The 15,514-nt window shown below is 54.1% G+C and carries 10 protein-coding genes; 9 read left to right on the top strand and 1 reads right to left on the bottom strand.

Annotated elements, in window-relative coordinates:
- Positions 1 to 1,094 precede the first annotated feature (1,094 nt).
- The 8 genes from LX87_RS26545 (at position 1,095) to LX87_RS26580 (ending at position 10,793) form a co-directional block, all read left to right on the top strand.
- On the top strand, positions 1,095 to 1,490 hold the full coding sequence (locus tag LX87_RS26545) for a hypothetical protein (protein WP_211325380.1): 396 nt from the start codon (positions 1,095 to 1,097) through the stop codon (positions 1,488 to 1,490).
- 210 nt (positions 1,491 to 1,700) lie between these two features.
- Complete coding sequence (locus LX87_RS26550) at positions 1,701 to 2,309, top strand: Crp/Fnr family transcriptional regulator (protein ID WP_111631349.1); 609 nt, start codon at positions 1,701 to 1,703, stop codon at positions 2,307 to 2,309.
- Between the two features lie 106 nt (positions 2,310 to 2,415).
- Positions 2,416 to 2,694: a hypothetical protein gene (locus tag LX87_RS26555; protein ID WP_146624570.1), complete on the top strand. Its 279-nt coding sequence runs from the start codon at positions 2,416 to 2,418 to the stop codon at positions 2,692 to 2,694.
- Positions 2,695 to 2,802: 108 nt separating this feature from the next.
- Positions 2,803 to 3,477: a response regulator transcription factor gene (locus LX87_RS26560; protein WP_111631351.1), complete on the top strand. Its 675-nt coding sequence runs from the start codon at positions 2,803 to 2,805 to the stop codon at positions 3,475 to 3,477.
- A gap of 2 nt (positions 3,478 to 3,479) precedes the next feature.
- Positions 3,480 to 4,889 (top strand): sensor histidine kinase, encoded by a 1,410-nt coding sequence (locus tag LX87_RS26565; RefSeq protein ID WP_111631352.1) that lies wholly within the window; start codon positions 3,480 to 3,482, stop codon positions 4,887 to 4,889.
- Between the two features lie 64 nt (positions 4,890 to 4,953).
- The gene (locus LX87_RS26570; protein ID WP_111631353.1) at positions 4,954 to 6,375 is read left to right on the top strand and encodes a TolC family protein; all 1,422 of its coding nucleotides are present in this window, start codon (positions 4,954 to 4,956) and stop codon (positions 6,373 to 6,375) included.
- 10 nt (positions 6,376 to 6,385) lie between these two features.
- Positions 6,386 to 9,646, top strand: coding sequence for an efflux RND transporter permease subunit (locus LX87_RS26575; RefSeq protein WP_111631354.1), 3,261 nt, complete (start codon positions 6,386 to 6,388; stop codon positions 9,644 to 9,646).
- 13 nt (positions 9,647 to 9,659) lie between these two features.
- Positions 9,660 to 10,793 (top strand): efflux RND transporter periplasmic adaptor subunit, encoded by a 1,134-nt coding sequence (locus LX87_RS26580; protein WP_111631355.1) that lies wholly within the window; start codon positions 9,660 to 9,662, stop codon positions 10,791 to 10,793.
- A 259-nt stretch (positions 10,794 to 11,052) separates the two neighbouring features.
- On the opposite strand, the gene LX87_RS26585 is transcribed toward LX87_RS26580, so the two are convergent.
- Positions 11,053 to 12,468 (bottom strand): chloride channel protein, encoded by a 1,416-nt coding sequence (locus LX87_RS26585; protein WP_111631356.1) that lies wholly within the window; start codon positions 12,466 to 12,468, stop codon positions 11,053 to 11,055.
- A 713-nt stretch (positions 12,469 to 13,181) separates the two neighbouring features.
- Here LX87_RS26585 and glgX point away from each other — a divergent pair.
- Positions 13,182 to 15,296, top strand: a complete 2,115-nt coding sequence (glgX, locus tag LX87_RS26595; protein ID WP_111631396.1) for a glycogen debranching protein GlgX — start codon at positions 13,182 to 13,184, stop codon at positions 15,294 to 15,296.
- The last annotated feature ends 218 nt before the right edge of the window (positions 15,297 to 15,514 follow it).

The raw sequence follows: 15,514 nt of genomic DNA on the forward strand, positions 1-15,514 counted from the left end.
ATTCAGGATTAGGCTATCTGTCCCCTTTTGAATTCAATAATGGTTCATTACAAAACGTGGCTTAAAAATTTGTCCAGTTTTCTGTTGCAAGTCCAGTATGGGGGTTCTTCTTCCAACAGGATACTGTTGGAAGAAGAACCCCCATACAAACCGTCATTTTTTCAATCAAAACAACTCCGAAAGCGGGCGGCACCCCAAGCGATAGGCCGAGGACGCTCCATGGTAATTTACAGGCAAGACAAAAGTAGCCCAACAGGTTGGTTGACAGTGCGTGAAATTGCACAAGAAGCGCCCCCTAAAACAGATTAATCCATCCTTTCATACTAGTCATAACCTGATACTTAAACTCTAAAACTAGTCACTTGGCGTGTAAATATGTCTCGTTGGAAGAGTGCCGGCAGTTGCGATGCGCTGGTGAAGTATCTGGAGAAAAGCACATCTATGAGGTTTCTTTCGTCTCAAGCGGGAGTCTTTTGCAAGAATGGGATGAGTCGGTTGCTAATGCTATCGGGTGATTGGCTGTAGCCACCGCAGATTGTTTAGCGTTAAGCAGGGTGCTTTCAGCGTAATACTTGTTTCGGTAGTACAACGTGCCCGGACATTGACCCAGCTTCAGACCAGTTTGGGAGCCAGTGCTATTCGTTTACCGGCCGATCAACGAAAGCGTCTGGATGAGGTAAGTGCCATTGCAATGGGCTATCCTTACGAACTGTTGGCCACACAGTTCAGAAAAAATATTGAGCCATTGGTCGCTGAAAGTATTCAGCCACTAAACCTTCAACGTGAGACAAGAAGTGCCTTTATGGATTGCCTCACGACAACGCCAGTCGGATAATGAACCGGAAATTAACCCTGAATCGTCCTAACATCGAATGCTTAGGCGGGCCAATGGGATTTGGGTGTTAAGAATAAGAGCCTAGCCAAAAATAGTTTACCAGAATGCACTTAAGTGAATTTAGCCTATTTCATTCCTGCCGAAGTTTGCCAAAAACAACTGATATGGGACTCTCTAATTTAGGTATTTTTCACACAGCCATTGGTATCATCGCCATCCTTGCTGCACTCGTAGCATTTGTACAGTACGGCAAAATAATTTGACACGACTATCCGGGAAACTTTATTTTTATGGCACGGTCATTACTTCATTAACTGCCTTAGGGCTTTCTAAGAATGGCGGCTTTAATCCCGGGCATATTTTTTCACTGTTTATTTTGGTGTTAGTTGTCATCGCTTTTTTCCTTTCTCTTCGAAAGAAAGGAAACTACAGAGCCCGGTATTTGGAAAACTTTTTTTTGTCTTTCAGCTTTTTTCTATCCCTGGTCCCGACCGTCAACGAGACCTTTACTCGTATTCCGATCGGGCATCCATGGGCTAAAAGTGTCACGGATCCGGTAATTAGTAATACTTTGCTGGTACTTTTACTGCTGTTTGTTGCTGGCTCAGTTTACCAATTTAGAAAGCAACGAAAAGTTAATAAAATGCTTCCATAACTAATTCGAAAGAAACACGCCTTCTATAGAGCGAGATAAAATAAGTCATACTTTTTTAACCTTCCTGTTGAAGGAAAATGAGCCTGTTTCCAAATTAAACGCATCGTTAGAAAAGTTGCTGGTTTATTTCATTTCGTTGAAAGGAAATTGCGGCTGCTTGAATGGCGCTGACTTAAGGAGAATAGACCGTTTACTAGCTAGACTTTTAAAATGAATACAGATGCCTCAACCTATTTACAAGCTATATTAACTCCCTTTGCCGGACTAACGCCAGAAGAGGTTTCGGTAAGCCTCCCCTTCTGGCGCAAGCGGCATATCCGTAAAGGGGATTTTTATAACATGCAGAACTTTGTTTGTCGGGATTTAGGCATTGTTGTAAAGGGTATTTTCAGGGTGTATTACTGCGATCCAACCACGAATGAAAAGAAAAATATGTTCTTCTTTTCGGAGGATCAGTTCATTGTTTCGTTTCGCAGCTTCCTTTACCAGTGCCCCTGCGTCTATTATATTGAGGCTTTGGAAAATGCCGACGTTTTGTATATATCATATCAGGATTTGCAGAACTTATACCAGAGCCATAAATCCTGGGAGCGTTTTGGAAGAATGTTAGCTGAACACTTTTTTCATCAATCGCAAGGACGGACCGAATATCTCTTGTTATTCAACCACGAAAACCGCTATTTGAACTTATTAAAAGAACATCCCAAGATTGTCGAACGAATAGCCGCTTTTCATATTGCTTCTTACTTAGGAGTAAAAAATCAATCACTGAGCCGAATCAAGAAGCGGATACAGAGGCACAGTATTACCCTGAAATAGCCTGATACCCCTGAGGTCAACGGGTTACGCCAGACTCAAACCCCTACAACCTGACACTAGGTCCTGATGGGGATTTATTAATTGTCGATGCGGGGCTACTGCCGTGGTGCACCGGAAGAAAACGGACGGAAGCCTGAGCATCTTCGCGACGTTTCCCGATGAGACCAACCCGAGCTTTCCAGCGGTGGGGCCGCCCACGACCGATGCAGTTCTAACGGGTATTGTCTACGACGGTACGCATTTTCGGATGAGTACGCTGACAAGTTTTCCCTTCCCGGCGGGGCGGTCTAAAATTTACCAGGAGAGTACAACCGGTGCTGTACCCTTATTGAAAGATGGCTTTTCGGGCCAAAACAACTCTACTTCCATGTTTTCAGAATGGTGAAACGAGGCCAGTCGTCTTTGTTGGAGGGGAGGGGGAATTATCCACCCATCGCACGGCTTTTTAAAGGGAAGCTACGCTGCATCGGGTCAAAAATTGCATCTTTGGCGTATGAAACTGTTACTGGTTGAAGATGAGGTCAGCGTGGCTTCGTTTATCCGCAAAGGCGTGGAAAGCGAAGGCTACGAAATTGAGGTGGCGTATGACGGCCTGATGGGACAGCGGCTGGTGGATCAAAACCCGTATGACGTTATCATTCTGGATGTCAACCTGCCCCATCTCAACGGTTTTGAGCTGTGTGCCCACATCAAACGGGGGGCGCCCCGGCAACCGGTATTGATGCTGACGGCCCTGGATAGTTTAGCCGACAAGGAGAGTGGTTTTGGGGCGGGGGCGGACGATTACCTGGTCAAACCCTTCGAGTTTCGGGAGTTGATTCTACGGGTGAAGGCCCTGGCCCGGCGAAACAGCGCCTTCATGGGCCTGAAAACCGTCTTGAAGCTGGCCGACCTGGAACTGGACACGGAAGGCCGCCGGGTGACCCGCGCCGGACAGTATATTGAGCTGACCGCCCGGGAATACGCCCTGCTGGAATACCTGTTGGTTAATCAGGGCCGAATTGTTAGCCGGGTCGACATTGCCGAAAAAGTCTGGGATCTGCACTTTGACACCAATACCAACGTCATTGACGTGTATATTAATTACCTGCGGAAGAAAATCGACAAGAACTTCGAACCCAAACTGTTGCACACCGTCGTGGGGATGGGCTACGTTTTACGGGAGTAATCATGCAGATAAAACACAAGCTCATCCTGTGGTTTGCCTCGCTGGTTGCCGTTATTCTGCTTATTTTCTCGGTCTATGTCTACAGCACCTACACCACGTTTCGCCAGCGGGCCATTGAAGACCGGCTTGAGCGCAAGGCCCGGGTCACCGAACAACTCCTAACCTTGCAAGGAACGGTGGCCGGTAGCGTAATTACGTCCATGCCCGAGCAGGTGGAATGGGTCTACTCACCGACCGATAGTTTAATTTACGCCAGCCAGGATACCAATGATTTTGTACCGGACCGGGAATTTCGCGACCGTGTCCGGCGCCAGCGGCTGATTCGGTTCAATTACACCAGTCCGGGCCATATCTACCCCAAAGACGGTGTAGCGCTCACCTACCCCGGGCAGGCCCCCTCCCCCGATGGCCGGGAGTACGTTGCCATTGTAACGGCTTACGACCAGGATGGCTACCAGCGCCAGAAACAGCTCCGGGATTTGTTTATGCTGGGCAACGCCCTGGCCATTGGTCTGGTCATCCTGGCGGGGTACCTCTTCTCGCGGCAGGCACTCAGCCCGCTGGTGCACCTGATCCGTCAGATTAACGCGCCACCCACCGGCGCGTCGCCGTTTCGCCTTCGCACAGAGAACCCCGGCGATGAAGTGGGCGTGCTGGCACAGGCGTTCAACGACTTGCTCGACCGGCAGGAACGACTGGTGGAAAACCAGCGGTCGTTTATTGCCCAGGCCTCCCACGAGCTTCGCACCCCATTGACCACCATCAAAGGCTGGCTGGAAACCTCCATGACCTACGATTCGGACCCTGACAGCCTCAAGCGGGGCATGGCCCAGGCCGTAACGGAACTGGACAAACTGACCACCTTGTCCAATGGCCTGCTGCAACTGGCTCGCATTGAGGAAGTGGATGCCCGGATTGATCGCCAGCCGCTGGAGCTGCTGGAAGTGGTACTTGATGCCGCGGATACACTTGGGCAACAACGCCCCGGTCAAACCCTCAGCGTTCAGGTAAGCGATGGCATCCTGGAGCAACCCACTCCCATCACCCTGCTCGGAAACGCCTACCTGCTACGAACGGCGCTGCTGAACCTGCTGGATAATGCGGTCAAGTATTCCGGTGAGAAACCGGTTTTGCTCTCGGTCGACATGCACACGGATCAACGGGTTTGTATCCGGATTGAGGACCAGGGTATTGGCCTGAAACCCAGTGAAGAAGAACGGGTTTTCCTGCCCCTGGTTCGCGGCACAAACGTGGCTTCGATCGAAGGGTTTGGCATCGGGCTCACCCTCGCCCAGCGCATTGTTACCCTGCACGGGGGTGTACTGCGGTTGCAAGCCCGTCAGGAGGGGGGCACAACCGCCGAGGTAACGCTGCCCCTGCCCGCTGATCCGGCCAGCTCTAATGTATTCTAATTTGGCTCTAATTTGGTTCTAATCTCCCCCGGTAGTTTTGCCTTCATTCCTTTACCTGGAAGACATGCTAACCGGAATAAAACAATATAGCTGGATTTTAACCCTGTGGGTAGGCTGCTGGCCGGGCCTGGTTCGGGCGCAGCCACCCACTCCCAACCGACTTACCCTAACCCAGGCGTTGGAGCTTGCCCAAACCAACTACCCGAGTCTGCGCAGCAAACTGGCCAACATTCGGGCCGCCGAAGCCGACCAACAGGGGGTACACCAGTCCTTTCTGCCACAGGCCGGGGTGCAGGCCCAGTTGCTCAACGCCACGTCCAATCAGGTCCGTGGGGCTTACGTTTCCAATGGTGGCCTGCTCCTTCCCATTTCCGGTGTGCGGACCGATGATTTTAGCGGCAAGTCCGCCTGGACCAGCGGAACTTCCCTCGTTATCGACTGGGAGGCCATTACATTCGGCCGGCGGCAAGTTCGGCGAAATCAGGCCCAACTGATGATCCAGCAGGCGCAGGCTGATTTCGAAGGGGAGGTGTTTACCCATCAGGTAAAAGTGTGTGATGCCTACCTTTTAGCGCTCAATGCCCAGAAGTCCGTGGCCCTGCAAACCGTCAACCTGGAAAGGGCACAGGCGCTGCAAACCATTATCCGAGCCAGCACCGAGGGCGGGCTGCGTCCGGGAATCGACAGTGCCGTGGCCAACACGGAAGTAGCCCGGGCGCGCTTGCAGGTGCTCGAAAGTCAACAGATTGCCCAGCAGCAGGTGTTGCGGCTCACCGAACTGGTGGGGCAGCCTAATCCGGTGGTGCAACTGGACTCATTAGGATTCTACGATCAATTACCGGTGCTGGCAATAACACCCACCACGGGCAGTTTGCACCCCCAGTTACGGGCTTTTCAGAAAGGTCTTGATCTTAGTCAGGCGAATCTGGACGGTTTAAAAGCAGCGACCCTGCCCTCGATTTCGCTGCTCGGGTCGCTACAGGGCCGGGGCTCGGGCATTGGCAAAAGTCCCCAGGCCGATGGCACTTTTTCGATTGATCCCACCCTGGGAGCCGGTTTACCCCTGCGGTCTTTCAACTACATTGTGGGCCTAACGGCCATCTGGCGACCCAGCGACCTGTTGCGCACCAAATACGCCCTGACGGCCCAGCGGGAACGCATCAACGCCCTTCAACAACAGTACAACCAACAAACGCTGGCCCTAAAAACCGCCGACCAGAATGCCACGCTTCAACTGGAACTGGCGCAGTTAAGAGCCCAGCAGGCACCGCTCCAACTGGATGCTGCCCGGCAAGCCTACGGCCAGGCGCAGGCCCGGTATGAATCGGGCCTCGACAACATCCTGACCCTGACCCAGGCCACCGCGCTACTCAACCGCGCCGAAGTCGATCAGGCGCTGACCACCAACAGCGTCTGGCGGGCGCTGCTGCTCCGGGCGGCCACCGCTGGTGATCTGGGTTCTTTTTTACAACAACTGCCCCGCTAACCCAACCCCTATGCTGAAAACTGCCTTAGCTAAACCCATTACGGTCATCGTCGCGCTGCTGGGCGTGGTGGTCTTTGCCGTGCTGGCCCTGCTGAAAATACCGGTGGATATTTTCCCCGGCCTGAACCTACCCACGATCTACATTGCCCAACCCTACGGCGGCATGACCCCCGCCCAGATGGAAGGCTTTATCGCCACCCGCTACCAGAACCAGTTGCTGTATGTATCGGGTATCAAGGCGGTCGAGGTAAAAAACATTCAGGGGCTTTGTCTGGTCAAGTGTACGTTTTACGAAGACGTCAACATGGCGCAGGTTTCCGGCGAAGTGGCCAATCAGGTTAGTCGGGTGATGAATTACCTGCCGCCCGGTACGGTCCCGCCCACGGTGGTGCGCTTCGATGCATCGAGTCTGCCGGTGGGTCAATTGGTGTTCAGCAGCCGCCGGGCTTCGCTGGGGGAAATGCAGGACCTGGCCTCCACCCGGATTCGGCCCCTGTTTTCGCAGATTCCGGGCGCTTCGGCTCCGCCCCCGTTTGGCGGAAACGAGCGGACCGTGGTGGTGCGCGTATCGCCCGAACGCATGCGCAGTTACGAACTGACGCCCGATGAGATTGTGCAGGCGGTGGTAAAAAACAACCAGATCTCCCCCGCCGGTAGCGTGCGGATTGGCGACTATACGGTTATGACCCCCAGCAATACCGTGCTCGACAAAGTAGACGAATTCATGGACGTGCCGCTGCGCAAAGGCGTGGGTCCAACGGTATTTTTGCGCGATGTCGCCACGGTCGAAGATGCCACCGACGTGCCGGTGGGCTACGCGCTGGTCAATGGGAAGCGGTCAGTGTATATTCCGGTGACCAAGACCGCCGATGCGTCCACCATGAGCGTGGTAAATGCGCTAAAAGGCAAACTCTCCGAAATGCAGGCGCTTTTGCCGGACGATGTGCAGCTTTCCTATGAGTTTGACCAGTCGAAATACGTCACGCAGGCCGTCCACAGCCTGGGGGTTGAAGGGGGCCTGGGAGCGGTGTTAACCGGCCTGATGGTGCTGTTGTTTCTGGGCGACTGGCGCAGTTCGCTGATTGTGATTCTGACGATCCCGGTTTCCATTCTGGCAGCCATCCTGCTCCTCAACCTGTCGGGTCAGACCATCAACATCATGACGCTTTCGGGGCTGGCGCTGGCCATCGGAATTTTGGTTGACCAGGCCACGGTTGTGATTGAAAACATTCACCAGCACCTGGAGATGGGCAAGCCTAGAGCCAGGGCCATTCTGGATGCCTGCCAGGAAGTGGCGTTTCCGCTGCTGCTGATCACCTTGTGTATTTTGGCCGTTTTCGCCCCGGCCTTTCTGATGCACGGGGTACCGCGGGGCATGTTCCTGCCCCTATCGCTGGCCGTTGGCTTCTCGATTATCGTCTCTTATTTGCTTTCCCAAACCTTCGTGCCGGTCGTCTCCAACTGGTGGCTGAAAGGACATGACCATCCGGCCCCCCACGATCTGAGTATTCTGCCGGATTTGGATAACAAAAAAGAAATCCGGCAGGAGGTCTACGAGAACCAGCATCCCGCCAAGGTAAGCGGCTTTGAACGGTTTAAGCTGGGGTATCTACATCTGTTGGATGGTCTACTGGTGCGCCGGGGCCTGGTAATGATCGGTTACGGACTGCTCTGCGCCGTCTTAATTGGAATCGGTTTTACGCAGATTGGTCAGGATATGATGCCCCGGCAAAACCACGCCCGCCAATTTCAGGTCCGGATTGTGGGACCTCAGGGCCTGCGCATCGAACGGACCGAAGAGCTTACCAAGCAGGTCATCCGGCAGATTGCCGATCTGGTCGGTGCCAAAAATGTAGCCATTTCCTCCGCTTTTGTCGGTATGACGCCCTCCAGCTACGGCACCAGCGCCCTGTACGTGTTTAACGCCGGGCCCCACGAAGCCGTCTTGCAGGTGAATCTCTCGGATACTTACGAAGTTCGTTCGTTGGATGCCCTAAAGGAACAGATTCGACAGCGTGTGCGGCAAAAGCTGCCCCATGTGCGGCTGTCGTTCGAGCCCATCGACTTAACCGATAAGATCATGAGCCAGGGGGCCCAGACACCGATCGAAATTCTGGTGGGTGGCAAAGACCTGGCGGAAGGCCAGCACTACGCCAACCGGCTGCTTGCCCGGCTGCGGGAAATTCCCTACCTGCGGGACTTAAGGATTAACCAACCGCTGAGTTACCCGACGGTGCAAATCCAGGTAGACCGGGAGCGGGCCGCCCAATTGGGCCTGAGCACCGATGAGATTGCCAAATCGTTGGTGGCCGCTACCTCATCCAGTCGCTTCACGGCCAAAAATCTCTGGCTTGATCAATCCAAGGGCTTTGCCTACCAGGTGCAGATTGAGCTGGAGCAGGAGCACATGAAGTCGGTGGCCGACATTCAAAGTATTCCGTTGGTTAAGGGCCAGCTCCGGCCTACCCTGGGTGACGTGGCCACCATCCGCCCCGTCAACGTGCCCGGGCAGTACGACCGCATCGGCCCCCGGCGCATCATCACCGTTTCGGCCAACATTCACAACCAGGACCTGGGTACGGCTACGCGGGATGTGCAGGCCGCTATCAATCTGGCAGGCGATCCGCCGAAAGGTTCGGTAGTCGAGTTGCGGGGGCTGGCGCAGTTGCTACAGGAGACGCTCAGCAGCCTCCAGTTCGGGTTGGGGTTGGCCATCGTGGTCATTTTCCTGCTGCTGGCGGCCAATTATCAATCCTTTAAAGTGGCCGGGGTGGTGTTGGTCAGCGTACCGGCCGTTTTGGCGGGTTCGCTAACCCTGCTGCTGCTAACCGGTCAGACTCTGAATCTGCAATCATACATGGGCATCATTATGTCTGTTGGCGTCTCGGTGGCCAACGCCCTGTTGCTGGTCACCAACGCGGAGAGTCTGCGAATCCGGTACCGCGATGCCAAAGCGGCTGCGCGGGTGGCCGGGGCGGCCCGCTTGCGACCTATTCTCATGACCGCGCTGGCGATGATCGCCGGGATGATTCCCATGGCCAGCGGGCTGGGCGAATCCGGGGAGCAGACGGCTCCACTGGGCCGGGCCGTCATCGGCGGTCTGCTCTTTTCGACGGTTGCCGCCCTGCTGATTCTGCCCGTTGTCTTTGCAAGTGTTCAGCGCCAAACGACGTTTGATTCCCCCTCGCTTGATCCCGACGATCCGGCCAGTACGGTATACGATGGTAACCATCCGACCAACCCTGTTCTTGAAACCAGTATAACGCATTGAAATTGGTAAAATCATGCAGATTCCACCTCTTTTCCAGTCTTATCTAATCGGGCTGCTAGTGTCCGTCACCGGGTTAATGGTGAGCAGTTGCGGAGGCTCATCGGTAGATAACAACCGAATGGCCGAGGCCCCGCTCGACGAAGAGATTCGCTACGAAGCCGTCCGGCTGACGGCCTCCCGTCCGACTCGGGAACTGAATTTACCGGGTGAACTGGAAAGCTATTACGAAACGGATTTATATCCGCGGGTCAGTAGCTACGTCAAAGCGCTCCACGCCGACATCGGCGACCGGGTCAGCCAGGGTCAGGTGCTGGCCGAACTGGAAGCCCCGGAACTGACGGCCAACCTCACTGAAGCCTTTTCGAAGGTTAAAGCTGCCGAAGCCGTGTATGGGGCCAGCAAAGGAACCTACCAGCGTGTGTTACGGACGAGCAAAACCCTGGGGGCCATCTCCCCGGTTGACCTGGATGCGGCCCGGACCAGGGCGATCTCGGACAGTCTGGCGGTGGTGGCGGCCAATGCGCACTATAGCTCTGTGCAGCAACTGGTTAGTTATCTTAAAATAACGGCTCCCTTTACGGGGGTGATCACCGACCGCCGGTTATCCCCGGGCGCGTTCGTCGGACCGGGCGGGCAGAACGGCGTGCCTATCCTGAAAATCAAGCAACTCGACCGGCTGCGGCTACGGATTGCGGTGCCGGAAGCGTACCTGGGTGACATCCGGCGGGGGAATCCCGTACGGTTTACGGTGCGTAGCTTTCCTAATCAAACCTTTACCGGTCGTATCAGCCGGGTCGCCAACAGTGTTCGGCCCGAAACCCGTTCAGAACTGGTGGAAATTGATTTCCAGAACAAGGGCGGAAAACTTAAACCGGGCATGTTTGCTTCTGCCCGCCTGCCAGTCAGCGCATCGGGTGAGGGAAGCCTGTATGTTCCTAAATCGGCGGTTGTCAGCACGATGGACCGGACGTTTGTGATCAAAGTAGTAAATGGAAAAGCCGTGCGGACCACCGTGCAGAAAGGCGATGATGCGGCCGGACAGACACAGGTATTCGGCGAAGTAAAGCCCGGAGAGATCATTTTGAAAACCGCCAGCGAAGAACTCACAGACGGAACTTCCGTCAATATTCAGGTTGTCAATGGCTGATCATTTCACCATTTGTAACGGCCCGCCAGATTTTCGAAGAACCCTCGTTTTGTACAGATACATACACTCTAAATAGTCCCTTTTTTATCTTAAGAAAGAGCTAGGTCAGATAGCCATGAATTCATGATTGAGACCGGTTCTTTCACCCCTTTTCAGCATAGAACTTTTGACCAAGAAGCTAAATGGACTTCATTTACTGCTGTTTACCTGAGCCTCCCTGTATTTGATTGGCTTGCAGCGCTCATGCTTCAGTAGTGATCTATGTACTTGAATTATTCTTGTTTTCGTCTTTTTCTTTTGTGAACCGGGTTTGGCCGGATTGAGCCAGCGCTTCCCGCACGAATCCGGCTTTTAAATGCTCATAAAAAGAATGCCGGTCAATCAACGAGGATGCCCCATGAGCCACCAGCCCACCCAGTAGCAACTGAAAGATCGCCGAATGCCGATCCGTCATTTCCAGCACCAAAATGGCGGCCGTGAAGGGAGAGCGCACCACCCCGGTCAGGAAACTAACCATACTCACCAGAATCAGCAGATTCCGGTCAACGGGTGCTACCTGAAGCAGCCGGCAAAGGCCATCGCCCAGCACGGCCCCCGCACTCAGGGAGGTAGCAAACACGCCACCGGCTCCTCCACTGCAATAACTGAGGACCATACCGGCAAACCGTACCGGAAAAAGATAAGCCGGCGCTGAAATCCCGCTATCAAACAAGAGTCGGTTAATCAGGGACTTACCCGTCCCCGCGGCATCCGTTCCCAGCCCGAACGTCAGACCCGCCAGCAGCAAACCACACCCCACGACCCAGCCAACCCGTTGCAACCGGCTGCCCAGCCGTTGGCGGTAGCTATTGACCCACAGCAGCGTTTGGGCCAATAGCGCACCGGCCAGGCCACACACCGTGGCCACCGCGGCAATAATGGCCAAAATCCAGCCGGTAGAAGCCTGTACTTTGGGAAAACCCAGGTACAAATAAGGCCCTAAAATAGCTTGGGCGGTGATGCCGGCGATGATTACCGCCGTAAACACGGCGGTGCGAAACCGGGTGATGTGGGTTTGCGTCAACTCTTCGACCACGAAGACAATACCGCCAAGGGGTGTATTGAACGCGGCAGCCAGCCCGGCGGCTCCGCCCGTAATTAAGGCAATTTGCCGGGATAACTGCGGCCAGCCTTCGGGTTGAAGGCGGTTGATGGCCCGGAAAATTGCTGCCGAGATCTGAATCGTGGGCCCTTCCCTGCCGATGACCCCTCCCCCCAGTAACAAGACGCCACTGCTGAGAACTTTTACCAGCGCAACGCGTAAGCTCAGCAGGTAAGCGGTGTGCCCATGCAGGCGGGGGTTGGACAGTTCGATGCCCGCCATGACCTGGGGGATGCCACTGCCGCGGGCCGCGGGAGCCAGCTGATCGACGAGTACCCAGGCGATCACAAACGCAATGGGCGTTAAAGCAAAAGCCAGCAGAGGTTCAGTGGTCAACCAGGAGAAGCTGATGCGTTCGGCCCAAACAAAAAGTTTCTCGTAGCCCACGGCTGCCAGGCCCGTCAGCACGGAGGCTACCCAAAAAGGAAAGCTCTGCAGAATTAGCCGACGCACCCGCTCGGTATAAAACGGATGAATTACCTTGCGGTCGATCCAGGCCAAAACCTGCGCGTAACGGGAGTCCTTCCTAGACATAGTGGTTGTCGTTGTAGATGCTCAGAAGCCGAGGGTTTCGCTTTTAGATAAAAAGTTTGAACGGTTTGTGGCTAGAATCAAACGTACGGACATTTCTCTTTCGAAGCCCATTTTTCCAGGAAAATCCTACCGCTGACGATTGTGAGCGTTGTTGTAAACCTGGGGCGAATCGTGAAATGAAGCAGATTGATGACTCGCAAACTCCTGCCATTCAGGCACTTCTTCTATTTATTGATCTAATTCTAGAGACTACGCTTGAAATCCTTGGTAGATAAGGTAGCCAATCAAGAATCAATTCATTGCGCCTGATCGCCCGCTTTTTTAATTGCTTCCTGAACATGATCGGCAATCCGATTGTCGGTTGTCTGGACTGTGAGTAGCCGGTCATTTGTATCCAGGTTCCAGCCATCAATTTGCTCAATATTATTTAAGGCCAGGGAAATGGCGGCAACCGCATCGGGGTGCGCACCGTCGTACGGAAATGTAGCGTTTCCATGTAACCGATTCGTTTAGTGTTTCTTGAATAACCTTACCAAACGGAAACTGTTCTAAGGAAGCTGCCCATCCGCAACCGACCGTTTTTACCAGGCTTTTTTCAACTTCGGTTGGGGCATTGATCGTTGGGCACCCTCTTCCTGTTAAAGCGATTGAAAACAATTTACTGGCGGTTTGACTTGAAAAGAAAACAGGAGTTCATTCTAAAATCCCATAAAATGGCCGACGAATTTGAAAAGAGCCTATTGACCAGACCCGGAGACCCCTATCCGCGAGGGGCTCACTTTGATGGAATAGGGACGAATTTTGCCCTTTTTAGTGAAAACGCCACTGCGGTATCGCTCTGTCTCTATGATGCTCATCAACCCGAGCGGGAACTCGTCCGCATTCCCCTGGTTGAACGCACCGAGATGATCTGGCATATTTACGTGGAGGGCCTAAAACCCGGACAACTTTACGGCTACCGCGTCGAAGGCCCCCATGACCCGGCCAATGGGCATTACTTCAATTCCTCCAAGTTACTGCTGGATCCCTACGCCCGGGCCATTCACGCCCCCATTGTTCATCAGGATGCCTATCTGGGGTACGATTTCACCAGTGCTGCCCACGATCGGTATTTAATTCCTAACCAGATTGACAGCGGCCCCGTCGCGCCCAAAAGTGTGGTGATTGATCCCTCCTTTGACTGGGAAGAGGATCGGCACCTGGCGATTCCCTCCCACCGCTCGGTGATTTATGAACTGCACGTCAAAGGATTTAGCCAACAGCATCCGGACATTCCCGAGGCCTTACGCGGATCGTATGCCGCCCTGGCTCATCCCGAAAGCATCCGCTATTTTAAGAAACTGGGCATAACGGCCATTGAGCTCATGCCGGTCCATCAGTTTACAAGCGAAAGTTACTGGGGCTACAACACCATCGGTTTCTTTGCGCCCCACAATGGATATGCCTCCTCGGGAATGCGCGGGCAGCAGGTGACCGAGTTTAAACAAATGGTCAAAGCGCTTCACCGGGCGGGCATTGAAGTTATTATGGATGTGGTGTATAATCACACCGCCGAGGGAAACCGATTTGGTCCCACGCTCATGCTGAGAGGCATCGATAGCCGGTCTTATTACCGGGTGGTCGAGTCGCAGCCGGAGTTCTACATGGACTATACCGGCACGGGCAACACCCTGGATTTAACTCACCCCCGCGTTTTGCAGATGGTGATGGACAGTCTGCGGTACTGGGTGAGCGAAATGCATGTGGATGGGTTTCGTTTCGATCTGGCCACCGCCCTGGCCCGCGATGAAACCCAAGCCGGGCGCGTATCGTCCTTTCTGGATGCGGTTGCCCAGGATCCGATCTTAACCCGGGTCAAACTGATTGCCGAGCCCTGGGATATCCATTCCTATCAGGTGGGGCATTTTCCGGTTCGCTGGGCTGAATGGAACGGACGCTTCCGCGACACGGTCCGCTCCTTCTGGAAAGGCGACGAAGGGCAAGCTCAGGAGATGACCCTGCGGCTGCTGGGCAGTCCGGATTTGTACGGCAACGATGGGCGCTCACCCACGCACAGCATCAATCTGATCACGGCCCATGATGGCTTTACGCTCCAGGACCTGGTTAGTTACAACCACAAGCACAACCAGGCCAACGGGGAAGACAACCGGGATGGCCACGATCATAACCTAAGCTGGAACCACGGTGTGGAAGGACCAACGGATGATCCGGCGATTCTGGAGCTGCGGGAACGCCAAAAGCGGAACTTTCTCATGACACTGTTTCTGAGCCAGGGCGTACCGATGCTGCTGATGGGTGACGAATACGGTCGAACGCAGCGGGGCAACAACAACGCCTACTGCCAGGATAACGAAATCAGCTGGATGCACTGGCAGTGGAACAAAGAGCAACAGGCCTTATTTGCTTTTACCAGCCAGTTGATCGCTCTTCGAAAGGCCTATCCCCTGCTTTCCCGGCGCCGGTTTTACCAGCCCCCGCAACTCGTCTGGTTGCGCAACGATGGTTTACCCCTGGAAGCCGAAGACCTCCAAAATCCGCACACGCGTTGCTGGGGTCTGTTGCTGGATGGCTCAACGGTGGATGAACAGGACCGAGAGGGCGCGCTAATTGGGATGCAGGGCGATCAACCGGTGTTGCTGCTGTGGATTCTGAACGCTTACTGGGAAGAACTCACGTTTGATCTGCCCCCGGTTGGCCCAGCGGGTTGGGAAATTGTTGTGGACTCCACCAGCGATCAGGTTACTTCCCAAAAGGGGCCGGCACAGGAAGCGAGTTCGCTTGTTGTACCCGCCCGCTCATCTGTCCTGTTGCGAAATCATACAGACTAGGGGTATCAGGTGTAAACTACCCTGAACAGCCTCCCAACCAGGGTCAATACCGACCGTTTACTAAACGCAATGGGGTCGTAACGAATCAATTTTTGACTGAATATATGGAACCCTCTCGGGCTTAAAATGAACACTGGAGTATCGTAAGGCTCAGAAAGGTCTGAGTAGCTGACGAGTCGAGTTAGAATGGCGTAAAAAGGATAAGAATCCATTAATTT

It is taken from the genome of Larkinella arboricola (genome assembly GCF_003259745.1).
Taxonomy (GTDB): domain Bacteria; phylum Bacteroidota; class Bacteroidia; order Cytophagales; family Spirosomataceae; genus Larkinella; species Larkinella arboricola.

Excerpts from the sequence above, each read along its gene's own strand:
- LX87_RS26550 (WP_111631349.1), top strand. The coding sequence starts at position 1,701 with ATGAATACAGATGCCTCAACCTATTTACAAGCTATATTAACTCCCTTT.
- LX87_RS26560 (WP_111631351.1), top strand. The coding sequence starts at position 2,803 with ATGAAACTGTTACTGGTTGAAGATGAGGTCAGCGTGGCTTCGTTTATC.
- LX87_RS26565 (WP_111631352.1), top strand. The coding sequence starts at position 3,480 with ATGCAGATAAAACACAAGCTCATCCTGTGGTTTGCCTCGCTGGTTGCC.
- LX87_RS26570 (WP_111631353.1), top strand. The coding sequence starts at position 4,954 with ATGCTAACCGGAATAAAACAATATAGCTGGATTTTAACCCTGTGGGTA.
- LX87_RS26575 (WP_111631354.1), top strand. The coding sequence starts at position 6,386 with ATGCTGAAAACTGCCTTAGCTAAACCCATTACGGTCATCGTCGCGCTG.
- LX87_RS26580 (WP_111631355.1), top strand. The coding sequence starts at position 9,660 with ATGCAGATTCCACCTCTTTTCCAGTCTTATCTAATCGGGCTGCTAGTG.
- LX87_RS26585 (WP_111631356.1), bottom strand. The coding sequence starts at position 12,468 with ATGTCTAGGAAGGACTCCCGTTACGCGCAGGTTTTGGCCTGGATCGAC.
- glgX (WP_111631396.1), top strand. The coding sequence starts at position 13,182 with ATGGCCGACGAATTTGAAAAGAGCCTATTGACCAGACCCGGAGACCCC.